The sequence below is a fragment of the Proteus vulgaris genome (assembly GCF_011045815.1).
GTDB classification, from domain to species: Bacteria; Pseudomonadota; Gammaproteobacteria; order Enterobacterales; family Enterobacteriaceae; genus Proteus; species Proteus vulgaris_B.
This window is the reverse complement of record NZ_CP047344.1, coordinates 4,238,397-4,257,143: the sequence shown is the minus strand read 5'-3', so window position 1 is coordinate 4,257,143 and position 18,747 is coordinate 4,238,397. Positions and strand designations below refer to the sequence as shown.

The window sequence follows — 18,747 nt, the reverse complement described above, 5'->3', positions numbered from 1 at the left end:
GCTGGGGAAGACTATGCGCGATCTGTTGAAGGTGGTTCTAAGCCTCGTACTTGCGATGGCATCGGGGCAGGCACTTGCTGACCTGCCAATTGTTTTAGTGGATGAAGCTCGTCTTCCCTATGACTACTCCCCATCCAACTACGACATTTCTCCAAGCAACTACGACAACTCCATAAGCAATTACGACAATAGTCCATCAAATTACGACAACTCTGAGAGCAACTACGATAATAGTTCATCCAATTACGACAATAGTCGCAACGGAAATCGTAGGCTTATATATAGCGCAAATGGGTCTCGCACTTTCGCCGGCTACTACGTCATTGCCAACAATGGGACAACGAACTTCTTTTCCACATCTGGCAAAAGGATGTTCTACACCCCAAAAGGGGGGCGCGGCGTCTATGGCGGCAAAGATGGGAGCTTCTGCGGGGCATTGGTCGTCATAAATGGCCAATTTTCGCTTGCCCTGACAGATAACGGCCTGAAGATCATGTATCTAAGCAACTAGCCTGCTCTCTAATAAAATGTTAGGCCTCAACATCTAGTCGCAAGCTGAGGGGAACCACTAGTGTCATACGAACCTCCAAGAGACGGTTACACAAACGGGTACATTGTTGATGTCATGTATGACAATCGCCCAAGTAAGTATCCAGCTGTGTTCAGAACGTACGTCCGAATTCCAGACTATGTCGAACTAGATAACGCGGAGGAGCTGGCCGACGCAATCATTCGAGAGGTTGAGTTAAAGGAGGCATGGCTCACAAGGGTCTTGGGGAACTCAGCCGATCCTGACGCTTCTGTGGGCAAGTGGGACCGGCGCCTAGCGCAGTGCGGTGGTATTGATGAGATGTCAAGTGGGGTGCAGGCAACATACTTCAGTCCAAACGGTCAGCTGGTCGGCTTAGTGGCATACATTGATGCCGAATGGATGGATGAATAGCTCTGACGTTACGATTCAGGTGAGACAACCAGATGGGCATTGCGTACAAGCTCAGTTGCCACCGATGTGGCTACGAGTCTGATCTTCTTTACCTAGGCCAAGGTATGGCGATGCTTCCTGAGCAAATAGTCGGAACGTGCACATGCTGCGACAATCTAACGACGATTTCTATAAATGAAAGCTACGGAGTATGCTCACTTTGTGGGGCTAAGGATCGTGTGATATTTACAAGCTATCAGCATGAGGCAAGGCCAAGAAATCCCTGCTATCTAGAGAGAAGTTTCAAATATCAATGCCCAAGATGCCATGCCTTCAGTATGGAGCCTCCGGATCTACCGGAGATGCTTTGGGACTAATGCTCCGCTTTGCCTCGGGTATCCGTTCGACCTATGTTTAAGAGGAAACGCACGTGTCTGCCGCCAAAGCTCTTGCCTATGCACTTTGTGACAAGTTGGAAAGCAAAAAAGTTGATGAAGTCGTACGAAATCTTGTTTCTAGCGGCTGGAATATTAGGGAAGTGGCCTGGGAAGCTTCGTCCTTTGATCATGAAATGCCCTACTTTGACACGGGGCGGGACTTCGATATTGGATTTCCTGACACGCTGTCATCCAAGATTGAGTTTTTGACCGCGAATGGATCAATCGTCCAAGCACGTGCTCGCCTGCACTTCAAGCAGGCTCTAATTTTTGCCAAGGCGTCCAAACATGTCGCCGCGCTCAAGAACTCATTGGATTACTACTATGGATCGTCTGTAATCCCCCCTCAAAACCACGGAGGCTATTTGTAGAAAATTCCATTAATATGAACTCAAGGTGTTCCCTACGGACGAATCAGCGATGAAGGTGGTGTACCTGGCTATCCAGGCGGCGACCAAGAAATGGACGATGCCGATCCGCAACTGGAAGCCGGCCATGAACCGTTTTATGATCGAATTTGGTGACCGTTTAAATGGCCACCTTTAACTGACCGGCAAAAGCACTTACACAAAAGGGTTTACAGGCTCTTTCAGTCATTCCTTTAATGCGTAAATTGCTCTCTAACCACTCTCTCAGCCCACCCTTCCATATCCTCTCTCGATACTTGCAGCTCCCCCAACCCCTTTGGATGATTCACCCCTCTATGCCCGTCTTGTCCATATAATTGATCAAACAAACTATTTGGCCAATTCAATGAGCTCTTCACCACTCCACGCCGTATCTTTTCAAAATCATTCCGCCATGTTTCGCTATCAACGCCACTCAACACTTTGGTAGAAAGCATTTTCACCCCATCCGATGCATCCACCTCTAGCAATACAAATTCACTGCCATTACGTTGCACCCCAACGGCTTTAATCACTCTTGGTGAGCCATCTTTACACAGATGTAATCGGCTACGCCCAACTTTTGGCAAAACCAAGGTTTCTTCAAAAAGCACCCGACATGCAAATTTAGTTTTTAGAATTGAAAGTAGCTCATCAAAAGCAGCAAATCGATTAGCAAAAATAGAGTTGTAATTGGTTGCATCCTGCTTCCCACCCACATCTGCCGCTGCTAGGACACCACCTAAGTGTGGCTCATCAGTACTAACCAAATTACTATTTTCACTTGTTGTTGCTTCTTCTTTTTCTAAAATAGTTTGGCTACTTTTTCTTGCCCTGCGAGATTTTTCAATTCGACTAGGTCTACTAAAACTTATCCATGTCGGCTCAGCCTCTATGACTCGTGTGTCTGTGTCTATATTGGCTGTTTCCTCATCGTCCAACTGTAGATGCTCATCATCAACAACTGACTCTGTTGAAACCGCTATGTGCTGCGTACTACCATCACCTGCCTCCTTTTCCTGAAAAGAGGCATGGCTAATAGCTGTTGTGCTAGGAAGCATAGCGTTGATTTCTAAACCTACTATTTCCTCAACTAAATAATCCTTATCCTCGTTAGAAGAACGTCCTTTTACATGTAATTTCCAACCCTGCATGGGCGGAGGGTCAAAGCTAAAGCACCAGCTTTCAACGCCGTTCTTAATTTCTCTATTTTGTTGATAGTGCCTAAAAATACTTTCATACGAATCCATAACATCTTGATCCGAAAACAACCAAACCAAAAGCTGCACTACGGCCGACTGCTCTAACGCCCCTTTAGGAAACGATGAACTGGGTAAGATCCTTATCTCTAAATGATCTCGCTCAACCTCATACTGAACGTCGAACTCTTGCTGTAAAGCGGTACTGCTCAAACAGCTTCGACAGAAATAGGAGTTAATTAAAAATAATGACCGAGCTAGCTCTAACTGTGGGATGTGATAACGAGTCTTGCTATATGGTGTTTCAGCTTCGTAAATAAATGAACTCTGCGCTCCATCCTTGTTGCGTACGGAAGCAAAGGACGAGAGATTAGGAAAATCGATTATTTTGGCTCGTTGAAGATCCGATGCTTCAAACTCAATCACACGATCCGCCTTATTTATTTGCTTTGTTGTACTGTTAACCACCTTAGCTCGACTTAATAAAGGCAAATGAGTAAATCGAGTCCATTTCCGTTCTTGCATTGGATTAAACCAAACAAAAATACGCCACTCCTTATGACCCGAGTTACGGAATAAATGACCAATATGTACAACCTGCACATTGTCATTAAATGTAGCTAGCCTAACCACTCACTCTTCCCCATAAACCATTTCCAAGAATCTTTGTGCTTCCTCAGTTATCCGCTCTTTAGATAACGTTGCACTTCTTAATAATCGCCAGCGCCTAAGCTCAACATCTTCCTGTTTAAGCTTAATAAAAGCTTGGCTAATCCGTCTAATTTGATAATCTTCCACACTCTCTGAGTAACGCTTTAAGCAAAGCGCTACCAAAGGCAGTTTCTGTAGATTTTTTGCAAGAGAGGTTCCGTTAGGAGTTTGCTTTAACAGCCAGCTCGATGTCGCTCTTGGGTGATCAAGGCTACTATCTAGACGCTTTATGATTCTTAATAGTTGTCGTACAGCAATTCGATCTCTTTGGTTCCAATCAACTCTAGGGGCGGGTGCCAGACGCTCTTGTTGATGCTGTTGATTCCAGTGAACTAGCCAATCCCTGTCATGTCGGTAAAGCCAAGCGTATAGCACCCCACCCTCTAAAGACTGTCTTGCCGCCTTAATTCCTTGGTATTTATGCACTAGTTGCTGCCAGTCTTTATGCTTAACAGATAAATCTTCAGAGTTAGGTTGCACAGACTGGCTAACAGGTCTTGTCGTTATAGAGTGCTCAGTAAGAGCACTTGCCTGCTGTAGCGCTTCTATAACCGTTAGTTTTGGTAATAAGGCTTGCCACACAATACTATGCTGTAAATAACTAAAGGCTTTTCTATGCTTACGGAATATACTTTTCAGCCAACACGTGTCCTTGTTCTCTGCCAACTTTAAATCCAGTTTCTCTAGTGCCTCATCACTAAAAGTCTGCCTCACTCTCTCCGCCACCAAGTCATGACGAATGTGCTTGCTTTTGGTTAGCCCTAGATCCTGCGCTAAGCGCTGATAAAACAGCGTCCACTGCTCAAGGCTTGGGGAAAGCTCTTGCGCTCGTGGAGCATCTAACAGAGGGGCTATATAAGCAGCTAGTGCTGTTAATTGAGATAGGGAGTCTTTGGGGTAGTCTGAAAGCAGCTCAGTATGACCCAAAGCCCAAAATTGATGTCGGTGATCATCTACAGCTCTATCAAAGAAGACTAAAGCACCGTGTTTTGGACAATATGGCAAAGCGGGCAAATACCAATCTCGTTGCCAAAAGGCTTCCCCATACCTATTTAGCTGAAGAGCAACGCAATCAGGGCAGTATCTAAAGCGGTTATCGCTCTTAACTCTAGAAGCAGCGACTCCTAGCATTAAATGCACCGCACCTTGCGCTTGGTACTCCATTAACCGAATAGCTTCGTCTCGGCGCTCCTTGCCTACAAACGGAGCATATAAAGGGAATAAGGTATGCTCATAAATAAGCTGCTGAACAGCGTAACGTCCTGTTTGATGTAGATGTCTTGCTATCACACCTAAATGCGAGGGCAGACCTAAGGTAGCGACCACCTTGCGGTTGCCATACACCTCATCCAACAGCTGCTTAGGACTAACAATCCCTTGATAAACGCCTGCCCGTGCAATAGTGCTATAAATCAGCTCATTCGAGTACGGAACAGGAAAGTTTCTCATGGCTAACCTGCTTGTTTAAATAAGCTCGCCATATCCACTATTACCCCTTTCCCTTTTAACCGTTCATGCATGGTTTTTTCAGGTTGGCGTTGTGAATAGATATAACGTAAATCCGTATCAGGCAAGCTATCCCAGTCGCTGGGCTTGACTACCTTTATAGCCGAAACCTTTTTACTCTTGGAGGGCTTTTCTAGTTCTGACACTACCGTTTCGCCTTCCATCAACCACTGCAAAACAAGAGGCAGTAACTTTTGTCTTGTCATCGTTGGATTCTGGCTAAACGCTTTTTTAATAGTGGGAATTAACAGGCTTGAATCGTAATCCTCTTTCAGCATCAGATATAAATGACGCTGATCTTCGGTATCTAACTCTTGAAGGGCTTTTTCTTCTGGTGTTTGTTCTTGTATCGCTGCGATATCTAGCTGAAGTTGGATTAACCGTTTATCAATCTCGGGAACGACTAGATCAGAATAACGAGCAATGCGTTCTGGGATACCCGAGCGTAATGCCTCTAGCATGGGGTGCACAGGCTTTAACTCATCTTGATACACTTGCCGCAATAAACCAGCGGTAATACGCTCATTGCCTAAAGCTAGCGCACGGAGCTGAGCGAGTACAAAAAGTTTTACTACAATGTCCATCACTCCTTGGCTTAGCTCATACCACACATCACGGACCTCATCCGATAACAGCGCATCTTTGCGTTGTAAAAGCTGTAATTGCCAAAGATTATCCGTAAAAGCGATCCACTCTTGATTGGGCTTTCCACGTTGCGTTTGTTGTATAGGATCCCAGAATATAGCTCCAAACCCTGCCCCTCTACGTGCAGACCGCAAATCAGCCTCAAAAATCTCTCGTGCTTTAGGGGTACCAATCAACATCACTGGTACGCCAATAATATTCACCATCGTCACAAAAAAGTTCAGCATCTCTTGAGATCCACCCGAACGAGAGCGGCTTAAATGCTGAATTTCATCAATAACCAACAACCCTAAAGCATGTGCATTGGCTATTTGCGACATCAAAGCCAACATGGTTTCTATACCATGACGTTTTAAGCCATAACGACGCTCATAGTTCGAGCCCAAGGCTCGATCCAACGCTCTGAAAAAATTCAAGCAGATTTCTTTTAGCGAACCATTATGCGAGCAGTCTATTTTCAAATACACCACCTGCTCTACATTGAGTTCACGATGGTAAATCACCTGAGGATACGTGGCTAGAATACGATGAAGAGAGGTCGTCTTCCCACTACCAGAACAACCAATTAACAATAAGCTTTGTGCCGTAGATCGTGCCTCCTCAAAGCGAAATGTCTCCAACTCTCCCGTTTGAACACGCTCATAACCATTTTGTAAATGCTTTTGTAAATCTCCTGTTTTAGGATTTCTGCCTACGTAGCCACCTCGAATCATGACCGAAATACGCTCACTTAGTAGCAAATGCGTACCTAATGGCTGAAAATAGTCATCTGGAATACGACAAATGGTATGAGCTCTGATAACACGGGACTTTTGCAAGTCAGAGGAAGTAAGCTGTAAAGAGGATTTCAGTGATGCAGCACTATTCACTGACTCTTGTAATGGTGGTAAGGCCTCGATAAAAGGATTATCACGATAAGCCTCTACCCCCGTATCACGATAAACTGCTTGAATCCGGGTAGCACTCATGACTCATCCTTTTCTGGTGGATCCTGAAATAATTCAGGCACGTATGTGGGTAGGCTGTAATCTTCTTGATCATCCGCTTCCACTGCGTTGAAAGGAATAACTTTAGCCTCATCACCTGAAGAGCTTGGCTTCAAATGCTCCGCACGTTTTTTACGCTCCGAGGTCACGGCTTCTTTTTTATTAGTTTTAATCTGCTTAATGCGTGTTGATTTGGGCTCAGTAGTACTGGGCGTTAACTTATTCGCTTTCTGAATGGTTTGCTGAATAAACGCCTCAAGCTCCCTGCGTTTAGTTAACTCATCCTGCTTCGCATTGGCTTTATTGTGTTTTTCTTGTGCTTGTATATCCCAAACCTCCCAAAATGAGAGACCTTTAAACTGCCGACTACGTTCCGTCAGATTACAGCGCCAAAATACACGGCTGCCAACTTGCGGAAACAAATAAATCGTATCAACCAGCACTGGGTCATAAGCCGCTTCTAAATGTTGAGGTCTAGCTATATCAGTGCTCCGCTGCAACCAACCCTCACGCAGAATCTCTGACCCCGAGTAATACAAACCCCACAAATTAACGCCAAATGAAGAAATAGAGACCTTTCGGCGAGGCAGTAACGCTACTCGCAACTGCTCTTGCTCCACAGCCCTTAAACTACCTGTACGATGCTGCATACCCCATTGCCATAGCTGGACAGGAATAGACGGTAAATCTGTAGGAAAATCAGCATCTCGATCGTATTTATCCATCACCAGATGGTTATTTCTGAATAAGATCGTACGCAAAATAATTTGTGTGAACTCAAATACCGACAGAGATGCATCTAACCTATAGTCTGTTTCACCATGGCTTTTGATCCGACTGCCCTCTACAATGCCAGGTGCAAAGGACTTAAACTCGGCTTGTAGTGTTCTAAAAGTGCTTTCCACTATGCCTTTAGCATCGCCACGTCTAGGTGGAGCACTTTCCACTCGCACATTAAAACTAGAAACTAAGGCTTCGACCTGATGACTCATTAATTCGCCACGGTCCGCTAGCAACACATCTGGCAAACCTACACACGGCCAGTCTGAGCTACTAATCTCAATATCATGCTGGGCACAAATGGCCGTTTTGTCAGAGCAAGCATTTACAAAAGCCTGCATCGCCACCACATAAGACGGATTTTCAAAGCCGATATAAAAGCCCGTGATCATCCGACTAAACACATCAATCACAATGTAAAGCGTTGGTCTTCCTATGATTTTTTGGCGATCATGATGATCCACTAAATAAATATCAGCAATCGTGGCATCAATCTCATAACGACTCCCAGGGCCTAACGCCTGAGAAGTGGCTGTACTACTTAAGGGTCGTACGTCTTTTTTATATACCCCTGCTTTAACTCTAGACTTTAAGCGCTGAGCTTTAGGGTATTCTCGATCATAAAAATAACGAAACTGACGTAGTGTTGGGTAATCCTCTTGGGGAATGCGAGGAAAATACTGAGCAAACAAGTCCACAAATCGTCTATAGGCAACGGTGGTCTTTGTACCTTTTTGATTTAACAGGTGCTTTTCTATGGTCAACCTAAAAAGGCGTTCAATCTCGGGCGTTACCTTGGTTCCTTCACCCTTACCATATTCTCTGGCTCGGCCAATCTTTGCTGTTCCTGTCGCTGAACGTCTTTCCCCTGGTGCACCGCTGTTTTTGTAGTCAGGAATTAATGCATTAGGCGTTTGACCACGCTGCCAGTAACGGCGTAACAACTTATAAACTGTAGCCTTAGTAACCTTATGTTCTTGGACCACATGCTCAACGAGTTCGCTTCTGACTTTAGGGTCGAAACGATCCTTACTATTAATAATAGGAAGAATTTTTCGATAATCCTCCTCGCGCTTCTGGAAGCTGACAGAATCTACAGACGGCTCTTCTAAATCAAGATGTACATAAGGGTCATCAGTTCTAACTAAGCGGCCTTCATCTAAATACTGCATTAGCAACAACTCAGCCCTAGCTTGTGGAACTCCTTTATCAGCGCTTATTTGCATCCAGACAACTTGGCCATCCTCTATAGCCAAAATGCGATACGGATCATTATCAAATAGCACAACCTCATTAATTTGCCACATAGCGCAACTCCTCCATATTCACTACTTGGCTAATACAGAGATCTGCACACTTATTTGCCCTGAAAGACTTATAAATATTGAACTTAATAAAACCATTTGCGGTTAAGGCTCGTATCTCACTCAATGTTTTGCCTAACTCCAAATCATAAGCAATATCAACCTGCTTACAGACATTGATAATGTTTTCATCTCCTTTTTCTTGCAGGATATGGGCCAATGGGGATAGTTGTGCTAAAAGCTCCGCAGAAACTTCTTCTGTTTTCACTGAATAAAGCCATTCAATATTTTCTTTTACTACGGGATTTATTTCTTTATCAGTAAAAATGAACCAAGGAATTTGCTTTTGCTGCCAATAGCGACGCTCTAGTTCTAGTTTTTCTAAGGTACGCTCGTCTTGTAAGGCTGCTGCAGGTTTGACTTGAATAGCAAACTGCTCAAAAGGACCATCTTTGCAGTCCACTAAAAAATCAGTAGACATAACCTGATCTACACCACGAATAACAGGATGCTTAATACCACTATCTATTGCAATCTGCCTGGTATCACTAGGTAATAAGGGGAACTGCTCGCGTATATCTAGCACGCTGCTCTCCCACTCAAGACTGAGAAAAACAGCAAGCTCTAAGTCAGATAGCAAATGATGGACTCGTCCCGTCTTATGAGAATAAATACGGTGGGAACGACCTGAAGAAGGAACTTCTTGTACTGTTAGCCATGGAATATAGTCTTTACCATGCCCTTGGCCACGCCCCTCTTTAATACGACGGGCAATTTGCACTTCAGAAAATGAAGAGTTTGCTTTAGCCATAACAAAAGTCCAGTATGCTTTTTCACAGCATAACTGGACTGATTTCAGTTTACAACTATTCTGTCTAGTTTAAGACTTTATTGTCATAGTTTAGATCTATTTTGTTCAGTTTAAGACTTTATTGTCCGCCCACAACGATAACGTAATTAACGTATGACTTATTCAACCGTTACTGATTTAGCCAAGTTACGAGGTTGGTCTACGTCGGTGCCTTTAATTAAAGCAACATGATAAGACAACAACTGCAATGGTACGGTATAGAAAATTGGTGCAATAAGCTCTTCAACGTGAGGCAGAGAAATTAACTTCATTGTTTCGTTTTCTTCAAAGCCTGCATCTTGATCAGCAAATACATACAGTAAACCACCACGAGCTCGTACTTCTTCGATATTAGATTTCAATTTTTCTAATAATTCATTATTTGGCGCAATAATGATAACGGGCATATCCGCATCAATTAATGCTAATGGACCGTGTTTTAATTCGCCAGCAGCATATGCCTCAGCATGAATATAAGAGATCTCTTTTAGCTTTAATGCACCTTCTACCGCAATCGGGTATTGGTCGCCACGACCTAAGAATAAAGCATGGCTTTTTTCCGAAAAATCTTCAGCTAAGGCTTCAATCACTTTATCTTTCGACAACATGCTTTCAATACGGCTTGGTAATGCATGTAATGCAGTTGAAACGTCGTGCTCTAATGTTGCAACACCTTTAATACGTCCCATATATGCCACCAGCATTAATAGAACTGTTAACTGTGTTGTGAACGCTTTAGTTGATGCAACACCAATTTCAGCACCCGCTTTAGTCATTAAAACAAATTCAGATTCACGCACTAAAGAAGAGCCAGCAACGTTACAAATCGCCAGCGATGATAAATATCCTAACTCTTTAGATAAACGTAGCGCAGCTAACGTATCAGCGGTTTCACCCGATTGGGATAAAGTGATCAATAAGCTATTACGGCGAGTTGCCGGTTTACGATAGCGATATTCTGATGCTATTTCGACATCACAAGGAATACCTGCTAGAGACTCAAACCAGTAGCGAGAAACCATACCCGCATTATAAGACGTTCCACAAGCTACAATTTGAATGTGTTCAACTTTAGATAAGATCTCTTCAGCTTTAGGGCCTAGCTCACTCAGATCAATCGAATCTGATTTTAAACGGCCTTCAAGGGTGTTTTTAATCGCCAGAGGCTGTTCGTAGATCTCTTTTTGCATATAGTGGCGATAAACACCTTTATCACCTGCATCATATTGAACGTTAGATTCAATCGTATCACGATTAACTTCTTCGCCATTCACATCAAAAATATGGACATGACGACGTGTGATTTCAACAATATCGCCTTCTTCAAGGTAGATAAAGCGACGAGTCACTGGCAATAATGCTAATTGGTCAGAAGCAAGGAAGTTTTCGCCTACACCAAGACCTACCACCAGCGGGCTACCAGAACGAGCAGCGACTAATAATTCTGGTGTGCGACTATCCATAATTACAGTGCCATAAGCACCACGTAATTGAGGAATAACACGCTGTACGACTTCACGTAATGTGCCGCCTTGGCGCTGTTCCCAGTTTACCAAGTGAGCAATAACCTCGGTATCTGTTTGAGAAGCAAACTGATACCCTTTTTTAATTAATTCTGCTTTCAGTTCTTGGTAGTTTTCGATAATACCATTGTGTACCACAGCAATAGTGCCAGATACATGAGGATGAGCGTTATCTTCACAAGGTTCACCATGTGTTGCCCAACGAGTATGAGCAATACCTGTGCCACCAATTACTTGTGTTTTTTCCGCTTCATCAGCCAACATTTGTACTTTGCCAGCTTCACGCAAACGTGTCATTTTGCAGTCATTATCAACAACAGCTAACCCCGCAGAGTCATATCCACGGTATTCTAAACGACGCAAGCCTTCAATTAAGATTTCAGCGATATCGCGTTGTGCAACTGCACCTACTATTCCACACATTGTGTTATTCCTAAAACTGTGCGTTTATTCGCACTTGGATGTCTTATACCTGATTGGTTTGTTCCCCAAGCCATTGTAGAAAGCGGGGATATTTTTTTTTTTTAGAATAATAGCGTACAAGAAAAGGGCGCTAATAAAATATACGCCCTTCTCTTAAAATTATTGTTTTTTCTTCACTGGACGTTTCCATCCACTGATATGAGTTTGCTTAACTCGACTGATCACTAATTCGTTTTCATTCACGTTTTTAGTGAGTGTTGTTCCTGCACCAATGGTAGCACCATTAGCAACAGTAACTGGCGCCACTAATTGGGTATCTGAACCAATAAATACATCATCACCAATAATAGTTTTGAATTTATTCGCGCCATCGTAGTTACAAGTGATAGTACCTGCACCGATATTAACGTTAGCTCCCACTTCTGTATCGCCTAAGTAAGTCAGATGACCTGCTTTAGATCCAACGCCTAAGCTGGCTTTTTTCATCTCAACAAAATTACCAACATGAGCTTTATCTGCTAATTCACTGCCTGGGCGAAGACGTGCAAATGGCCCAACCGTACACTCTTGTGCTAAGTTTGCATCCTCGATCACCGTATATGGACTAATAATAGAATTATCACCAATTACACAGTTTTTTAGAACACAACCTGTACCAATTTCAACGTTATTTCCCAACGTCACATTGCCTTCAATGATAACGTTGGTATCAATCACCACATCTTTACCATGAGTTAATGTTCCACGTAAATCAAAGCGCGCAGGATCAAGCAACATAACGCCTTCTAATAATAAACGCTCGGCTTGTTCTGTTTGGTAAATACGCTCTAATGCTGCTAGTTGTAAGCGATTATTCACCCCTTCCATTTCACTATGGCGACGAGGATGAGCCGTTTCAATTTTACGACCTTCTTTATGTGCTAACGCGATAATGTCAGTAATGTAATACTCTTTTTGTGCATTGTTATTATCGAGCTTACCTAACCAACGTTTTAAATCACCACCATTAGCTACTAAAATACCCGTATTGATTTCATTAATTTTGAGTTGCTCTTCAGACGCGTCTTTTTGTTCGATAATGCCAGTAACTTCGCCATTTTCACGAACAATACGACCATAACCGGTTGGGTTATCTAAAATAACCGTTAATAAACCAATACCGCCTTCTGGTTTGACTTCAATTAAACGTTCTAACGTTTCTTTGGTTATAAGAGGAACATCACCATAAAGCATCAGGATGTCTTCATCATCAGCAAAGAAAGGCGCGGCTTGTTGCATTGCATGACCGGTTCCTAGTTGCTCTGCTTGTAGTACCCAATTAACAGGTTGTGAACCTAATTTTTCTTTCATTAGTTCACCACCATGCCCATAGACAAGGTGTGTTTGTTGAGCACCTAATGACTTGGCAGTATCAATCACATGTTGAACCATGGATTTACCCGCTAGTTTATGAAGAACTTTAGGTAACTGTGAATACATGCGGGTGCCTTTTCCCGCAGCAAGAATAACAACGCTTTTAGCTGAATTAGACATAATTAACCCGATAACTCCCGTAAAGAATGGCAAGTAAACCTGTTTATGCCAAATAATACTACATATTTCGTCACACAAAATATTTCATGACGCAAAAAAGCCAGTTAGCTAAGAACCAACTGGCTTTTTTATTCATAGACTGCCTATTTACATCAACGTCGAGTCAATTCGATTACACGTAATTTCGCAATCGCTTTGGCTAATTCTGCTGATGCTTGAGCATAATCAACGTCACCATGAGAGGATTGAATGTGTTCTTCAGCTTTACGCTTAGATTCCAACGCTTTCGCTTCATCCAAATCACGACCACGGATAGCTGTATCTGCCAGTACAATGACGCCAGTCGGCTGAACTTCGAGAATACCACCTGAAAGGTAGATAACCTCTTCTTCGCCCGATGTTTTTACGACACGTACCATGCCCGGTTTTATGGCAGTTAATAACGGGGTATGCTGCGGATAAATACCGAGCTCACCTTCGCTACCAGTTACCTGAATTCGTTTAACTTCGCCGTCATATAACTGCTTTTCAGCGCTGACAACTTTCAGGTGGAACGATGTATCGGCCATATCAACCTCCCGTCAGCCGTATTAAAGCTTCTTAGCTTTTTCTACTGCTTCTTCGATAGTACCAACCATGTAGAACGCCTGCTCTGGCAGGTGGTCATAATCACCGTTCAGAATGCCTTTAAAGCCACGAATAGTGTCTTTCAGGGAAACGAACTTACCTGGTGAACCGGTAAATACTTCAGCAACGAAGAATGGCTGAGACAGGAAGCGCTGGATCTTACGCGCACGCGCAACAACCAGTTTATCTTCTTCTGACAGTTCATCCATACCTAAGATAGCGATGATGTCTTTCAGTTCCTGATAACGTTGCAGGATAGACTGAACACCACGAGCAACATCATAGTGCTCTTGGCCAACTACCAGTGGGTCTAACTGACGACTGGTTGAATCCAGTGGGTCAACCGCAGGGTAGATACCTAATGAAGCAATTTGACGGCTCAGTACAACTGTCGCATCTAAGTGAGCAAACGTTGTTGCTGGTGATGGGTCAGTTAAGTCATCCGCAGGTACGTATACAGCCTGTACAGAGGTGATTGAACCTGTTTTGGTTGAAGTGATACGTTCTTGCAGAACACCCATCTCTTCAGCCAATGTTGGCTGGTAACCTACCGCTGATGGCATACGACCTAACAGTGCAGATACTTCTGTACCGGCTAAGGTGTAACGATAGATGTTATCGACGAATAACAGTACGTCACGGCCTTCATCACGGAATTTTTCAGCCATAGTCAGACCAGTCAATGCTACACGCAGACGGTTTCCAGGTGGCTCATTCATCTGACCATACACTAACGATACTTTGTCAAGAACGTTAGAATCTGTCATTTCATGATAGAAGTCGTTACCCTCACGAGTACGCTCACCAACACCAGCAAATACAGAGTAACCTGAGTGCTCGATCGCGATATTACGGATCAATTCCATCATGTTAACTGTTTTACCAACACCCGCACCACCGAACAGACCTACTTTACCACCTTTAGCAAACGGACAGATTAAGTCCATTACTTTGATACCGGTTTCAAGCAGTTCTTGTGAGTTTGATAACTCTTCGTAGGTTGGTGCTTCACGGTGGATAGACCAACGTTCTTCCGTTGCAATATCACCTTTCATATCAATAGGTGTACCCAGAACGTTCATGATACGCCCTAGTGTTGCTTTACCTACTGGTACTTCAATTGGGTGGCCTAAGTTTTCAACTTTTAAGCCACGGCTTAAACCGTCTGATGTACCCATTGCGATACAACGAACGATACCACCGCCTAACTGTTGCTGAACTTCCAACACCAGTTTTTCTTTACCATTCATAACCTCAAGAGCGTCGTATACTTTAGGGACGCTATCCTGAGGGAATTCGGCGTCCACTACGGCGCCGATTACCTGGACAATCTTTCCAGTAGCCATCTTGAATCCTCTACGTAATTCGTAAACCTAGCTGTTATACCGCGGCTGCACCAGACACAATTTCTGTAAGTTCCTGAGTAATGCTTGCTTGACGTGCTTTGTTGTACACCAATTGCAGCTCTTTAATCAGGTTACCACCGTTATCTGTAGCGGCTTTCATCGCGACCATTCGGGCGGCCTGCTCACTCGCTAAGTTCTCTACGACGCTCTGGTAAACCTGCGATTCGATATAACGACGCAGTAAAGTATCCAGTAACGCCTTAGGATCAGGTTCGTACAGATAATCCCAAGATTTTTCTTTCAGCTCTTCATCATCACCTGGGGGTAATGGTAAAACCTGAAGAATTTTAGGCTCTTGAGCCATGGTATTGATGAACTTATTTGCCACCACATACAGTTTATCTAAACGACCTTCGTCATAAGCCTGCAACATGATATTCACTGGACCAATAAGGTCTGACAGTTTTGGATCATCGCCCATGCCGGTTACTTGACCAACAACATTTCCGCCCACAGAGCCGAAGAATGAAGCGGCTTTAGAACCCACTAGAGCTAAATCTACCTGTACACCTTTTTCAGACCACTCTTTCATGTCTGCCAGCAGTTTTTTGAACAAGTTAATGTTCAAACCACCACACAAACCACGGTCGGTCGAAACAACCAGGTACCCGACACGTTTAACTTCACGCTCTTCGAGGTATGGATGTTTGTATTCCAGATTCCCTAACGCAAGGTGACCAATCACACTGCGCATGGTTTCTGCATAAGGACGGCTGGCTGCCATGCGTTCCTGCGTTTTACGCATTTTCGACGCGGCGACCATCTCCATCGCTTTAGTGATCTTCTGTGTGTTTTGCACACTGGCGATCTTCGAACGTATCTCTTTTGCGCCGGCCATTTCTGCTTCTCCTCATGAACCAGACGGCCTAATGTTTAACTATTAGGCCGAATAGTTATTACCAGGACTGAGTCGCTTTGAAGTTTTCTAGCACGCTTTTCAGCTTCGCTTCGATTTCTTCGTTATAAGTACCAGTCTGGTTGATTTCTTTCAATAAATCAGCATGTTCACGAGAGGCATAAGCTAATAAAGCCGCTTCAAATGGCACAACTTTTGAAATTTCAACATCTTCCAGATAACCACGTTCTGCAGCATACAGTGCTAAAGACTGTTGTGCGACAGACATTGGTTCGTACTGTTTCTGTTTCAGCAATTCAGTCACTTTCTGACCGTGGTTCAATTGTTTACGGGTAGCATCATCCAGATCAGAAGCGAACTGTGAGAATGCTGCCAGCTCACGATACTGCGCAAGTGCAGTACGGATACCACCAGAAAGTTTCTTCATAATCTTAGTCTGAGCTGCACCACCTACACGAGATACGGAGATCCCTGGGTTAACAGCTGGACGGATACCTGCGTTAAACAGGTTAGATTCTAAGAAGATCTGACCATCGGTAATAGAGATTACGTTCGTAGGAACGAATGCAGAAACGTCCCCTGCTTGCGTTTCGATAATTGGTAACGCAGTCAGAGAGCCGGTTTTACCTTTAACTTCACCATTAGTGAATGCTTCTACATACTCAGCATTAACGCGAGCAGCACGCTCAAGTAAACGGGAGTGCAGATAGAAAACGTCACCTGGGTATGCTTCACGTCCTGGTGGACGACGAAGTAACAGTGAAATTTGACGGTATGCGACAGCCTGTTTAGACAGGTCATCATAAATAATCAGGGCATCTTCACCACGGTCACGAAAGTATTCACCCATTGCACAACCTGAATAAGGAGCTAGGTATTGCAGAGCTGCTGATTCTGATGCAGAAGCAACAACAACAATGGTGTTTTCTAACGCGCCATGTTCTTCTAATTTACGAACAACGTTCGAAATAGTAGAGGCTTTCTGACCGATAGCGACATAAATACATTTAATGCCAGAGTCGCGTTGGTTGATGATCGCATCGACAGCCAGAGCAGTTTTACCTGTTTGACGGTCACCGATGATCAATTCACGCTGACCACGACCGATTGGGATCATGGCATCGACGGATTTGTAACCTGTTTGTACAGGCTGATCAACTGATTGACGGTCGATAACACCAGGAGCAATCATCTCAACAGGTGAGAATCCATCATGCTCTACAGCGCCTTTACCATCAATCGGCTCACCCAGTGTGTTTACCACACGGCCAAGCAGACCACGCCCTACAGGTACTTCCAGAATACGACCTGTACATTTAACTTTCATGCCTTCTGCTAAGTCAGCATAAGGACCCATCACAACCGCACCAACAGAGTCGCGCTCTAAGTTCAGTGCGATAGCGAAACGGTTACCCGGCAGTGCGATCATCTCACCCTGCATAACTTCGGCTAAACCGTGGATACGAATGATACCGTCACTGACGGAAACAATCGTACCTTCATTGTGAGCTTCACTCACTACATTGAACTGAGCAATGCGCTGCTTGATCAGTTCGCTGATTTCAGTGGAATTCAGTTGCATATGCTCCAGTCCCCTTAAGACTGCAAGACGTCAGTTAATCGCTCTAAACGGCCACGAATACTGCCATCGATGACGAGGTCACCGGCGCGTATAATCATGCCTGCGATAACAGACTTATCAATTTTGCAATTCAGCTTCACTTTGCGTGATAGACGATTTTCCATCGCTGCAGAAATGTTAGCTAGCTGCTGTTTAGTTAGCTCAATGGCAGAAGTTACTTCAACGTCAACCGTTGACTCTAGTACTGCGCGCAATTGAATAAATTGGCTCAATACTTCAGGCAACGTTGATAAACGGCCATTCTCAGCCATAACACGAATTAAATTCTGAGCATGTTCATCTAATTGATCGCCACAAAGGTCAGCGAAGATGTTAGCCAGTTTTTCTGATGCTAAAGAACCAGAAAGTAATTCGGTTACCTGCTCATTGCGTGCTACTTCAGCGGTGAACGCCAGCATAACCTGCCATTTATCGACAGCCTGGTTTTCCACAGCAAAGTCAAAAGCTGCTTTGGCGTAGGGGCGAGCTACAGTTGCTATTTCAGACATGCCCCTCCCTCCTTACAGTTCAGCGACCAGTTTATCAACGATGTCGCTATTAGCAGCTTCATCCACGGAACGTTCAATAATTTTCTCGGCACCTGCGATAGCCAGCATTGCGACTTGTTTACGGAGTTCTTCACGAGCACGTTTACGCTCTGCATCCAGTTCGGATTGAGCTTGTGCAACGATCTTACTACGTTCTTGCTCTGCTTCTGCTTTAGCTTCTTCAATCATTTGAGTGCGTTGTTTATTCGCTGATTCAATGATTGCTTGTGCTTCTGCTTTTGCTTTCGCTAGCTGATCGCCTGCATCGGCTTTCGCTAAATCTAAGTCCTTTTTAGCTCGTTCTGCAGATGATAAACCGTCAGCAATTTCTTTTTGACGTTTTTCAATGGCCGCCATGATTGGTGGCCATACGAATTTCATGCAGAACAAAACAAACAGGACAAATGCGACGGCCTGGCCGAGGATTGTTGCATTTAAATTCACAGCACAATACCTCTTTCTTGGTTATAAACTAACTTGATGC

16 protein-coding genes and 1 pseudogene are annotated in these 18,747 nt (G+C 43.9%); 4 read left to right on the top strand and 13 right to left on the bottom strand.

Going from position 1 to position 18,747, the window contains the following annotated elements; all coding sequences use genetic code 11:
* Window positions 1-13: 13 nt before the first annotated feature.
* The 4 genes and pseudogenes from GTH24_RS19895 to GTH24_RS19880 form a co-directional block, all read left to right on the top strand.
* Window positions 14-511 carry a hypothetical protein gene (locus GTH24_RS19895; protein ID WP_001444089.1) on the top strand — a complete coding sequence of 166 codons (498 nt, stop codon included), beginning with the start codon at window positions 14-16 and terminating at the stop codon, window positions 509-511.
* Between the two features lie 60 nt (window positions 512-571).
* A complete protein-coding gene (locus GTH24_RS19890) occupies window positions 572-943 on the top strand; it encodes a hypothetical protein (protein WP_000119696.1) in 372 nt (123 codons plus the stop codon).
* Window positions 944-1,352: 409 nt separating this feature from the next.
* Window positions 1,353-1,730: a hypothetical protein gene (locus GTH24_RS19885; protein WP_001271300.1), complete on the top strand. Its 378-nt coding sequence runs from the start codon at window positions 1,353-1,355 to the stop codon at window positions 1,728-1,730.
* Between the two features lie 22 nt (window positions 1,731-1,752).
* Window positions 1,753-1,905: pseudogene (locus tag GTH24_RS19880) on the top strand (IS256 family transposase); the annotation flags it as partial.
* Window positions 1,906-1,960: 55 nt separating this feature from the next.
* On the opposite strand, the gene GTH24_RS19875 reads toward GTH24_RS19880, so the two are convergent.
* The 13 genes from GTH24_RS19875 to atpF form a co-directional block, all read right to left on the bottom strand.
* A complete protein-coding gene (locus tag GTH24_RS19875) occupies window positions 1,961-3,577 on the bottom strand; it encodes a Tn7-like element transposition protein TnsE (RefSeq protein ID WP_000251879.1) in 1,617 nt (538 codons plus the stop codon).
* Window positions 3,578-5,104 carry a TnsD family Tn7-like transposition protein gene (locus GTH24_RS19870; protein ID WP_001243518.1) on the bottom strand — a complete coding sequence of 509 codons (1,527 nt, stop codon included), beginning with the start codon at window positions 5,102-5,104 and terminating at the stop codon, window positions 3,578-3,580.
* 2 nt (window positions 5,105-5,106) lie between these two features.
* Complete coding sequence (locus tag GTH24_RS19865) at window positions 5,107-6,774, bottom strand: AAA family ATPase (RefSeq protein ID WP_001276994.1); 1,668 nt, start codon at window positions 6,772-6,774, stop codon at window positions 5,107-5,109.
* Window positions 6,771-8,879: a DDE-type integrase/transposase/recombinase gene (locus GTH24_RS19860; protein WP_000267723.1), complete on the bottom strand. Its 2,109-nt coding sequence runs from the start codon at window positions 8,877-8,879 to the stop codon at window positions 6,771-6,773. Before GTH24_RS19860 ends, GTH24_RS19865 begins: the two co-directional genes overlap by 4 nt.
* On the bottom strand, window positions 8,866-9,687 hold the full coding sequence (locus GTH24_RS19855; protein WP_001029679.1) for a TnsA endonuclease N-terminal domain-containing protein: 822 nt from the start codon (window positions 9,685-9,687) through the stop codon (window positions 8,866-8,868). Before GTH24_RS19855 ends, GTH24_RS19860 begins: the two co-directional genes overlap by 14 nt.
* 158 nt (window positions 9,688-9,845) lie before the next feature.
* A complete protein-coding gene (gene glmS / locus GTH24_RS19850) occupies window positions 9,846-11,672 on the bottom strand; it encodes a glutamine--fructose-6-phosphate transaminase (isomerizing) (protein ID WP_164526885.1) in 1,827 nt (608 codons plus the stop codon).
* Window positions 11,673-11,831: 159 nt separating this feature from the next.
* A complete protein-coding gene (gene glmU, locus GTH24_RS19845) occupies window positions 11,832-13,205 on the bottom strand; it encodes a bifunctional UDP-N-acetylglucosamine diphosphorylase/glucosamine-1-phosphate N-acetyltransferase GlmU (RefSeq protein ID WP_072071084.1) in 1,374 nt (457 codons plus the stop codon).
* Between the two features lie 152 nt (window positions 13,206-13,357).
* Window positions 13,358-13,774 carry a F0F1 ATP synthase subunit epsilon gene (locus GTH24_RS19840; RefSeq protein WP_006534340.1) on the bottom strand — a complete coding sequence of 139 codons (417 nt, stop codon included), beginning with the start codon at window positions 13,772-13,774 and terminating at the stop codon, window positions 13,358-13,360.
* Window positions 13,775-13,795: 21 nt separating this feature from the next.
* The gene (gene atpD / locus GTH24_RS19835) at window positions 13,796-15,178 is read right to left on the bottom strand and encodes a F0F1 ATP synthase subunit beta (protein ID WP_023583323.1); all 1,383 of its coding nucleotides are present in this window, start codon (window positions 15,176-15,178) and stop codon (window positions 13,796-13,798) included.
* 34 nt (window positions 15,179-15,212) lie between these two features.
* Window positions 15,213-16,076 carry a F0F1 ATP synthase subunit gamma gene (atpG, locus tag GTH24_RS19830; RefSeq protein ID WP_036933511.1) on the bottom strand — a complete coding sequence of 288 codons (864 nt, stop codon included), beginning with the start codon at window positions 16,074-16,076 and terminating at the stop codon, window positions 15,213-15,215.
* 58 nt (window positions 16,077-16,134) lie between these two features.
* Window positions 16,135-17,676 carry a F0F1 ATP synthase subunit alpha gene (atpA, locus tag GTH24_RS19825; RefSeq protein ID WP_072071085.1) on the bottom strand — a complete coding sequence of 514 codons (1,542 nt, stop codon included), beginning with the start codon at window positions 17,674-17,676 and terminating at the stop codon, window positions 16,135-16,137.
* Window positions 17,677-17,690: 14 nt separating this feature from the next.
* Entirely contained in the window at window positions 17,691-18,224 is a 534-nt protein-coding gene (gene atpH, locus GTH24_RS19820) for a F0F1 ATP synthase subunit delta (RefSeq protein ID WP_072071086.1), read from the bottom strand.
* Between the two features lie 12 nt (window positions 18,225-18,236).
* Window positions 18,237-18,707, bottom strand: coding sequence for a F0F1 ATP synthase subunit B (gene atpF / locus GTH24_RS19815; RefSeq protein WP_072071087.1), 471 nt, complete (start codon window positions 18,705-18,707; stop codon window positions 18,237-18,239).
* Window positions 18,708-18,747: the final 40 nt, after the last annotated feature.

What these genes read in the sequence shown, in the direction of transcription:
- GTH24_RS19895 (WP_001444089.1), top strand. Translation starts at nt 14, where the DNA reads ATGCGCGATCTGTTGAAGGTGGTTCTAAGCCTCGTACTTGCGATGGCA.
- GTH24_RS19870 (WP_001243518.1), bottom strand. Translation starts at nt 5,104, where the DNA reads ATGAGAAACTTTCCTGTTCCGTACTCGAATGAGCTGATTTATAGCACT.
- GTH24_RS19865 (WP_001276994.1), bottom strand. Translation starts at nt 6,774, where the DNA reads ATGAGTGCTACCCGGATTCAAGCAGTTTATCGTGATACGGGGGTAGAG.
- GTH24_RS19860 (WP_000267723.1), bottom strand. Translation starts at nt 8,879, where the DNA reads ATGTGGCAAATTAATGAGGTTGTGCTATTTGATAATGATCCGTATCGC.
- GTH24_RS19855 (WP_001029679.1), bottom strand. Translation starts at nt 9,687, where the DNA reads ATGGCTAAAGCAAACTCTTCATTTTCTGAAGTGCAAATTGCCCGTCGT.
- glmS (WP_164526885.1), bottom strand. Translation starts at nt 11,672, where the DNA reads ATGTGTGGAATAGTAGGTGCAGTTGCACAACGCGATATCGCTGAAATC.
- glmU (WP_072071084.1), bottom strand. Translation starts at nt 13,205, where the DNA reads ATGTCTAATTCAGCTAAAAGCGTTGTTATTCTTGCTGCGGGAAAAGGC.
- GTH24_RS19840 (WP_006534340.1), bottom strand. Translation starts at nt 13,774, where the DNA reads ATGGCCGATACATCGTTCCACCTGAAAGTTGTCAGCGCTGAAAAGCAG.
- atpD (WP_023583323.1), bottom strand. Translation starts at nt 15,178, where the DNA reads ATGGCTACTGGAAAGATTGTCCAGGTAATCGGCGCCGTAGTGGACGCC.
- atpG (WP_036933511.1), bottom strand. Translation starts at nt 16,076, where the DNA reads ATGGCCGGCGCAAAAGAGATACGTTCGAAGATCGCCAGTGTGCAAAAC.
- atpA (WP_072071085.1), bottom strand. Translation starts at nt 17,676, where the DNA reads ATGCAACTGAATTCCACTGAAATCAGCGAACTGATCAAGCAGCGCATT.
- atpH (WP_072071086.1), bottom strand. Translation starts at nt 18,224, where the DNA reads ATGTCTGAAATAGCAACTGTAGCTCGCCCCTACGCCAAAGCAGCTTTT.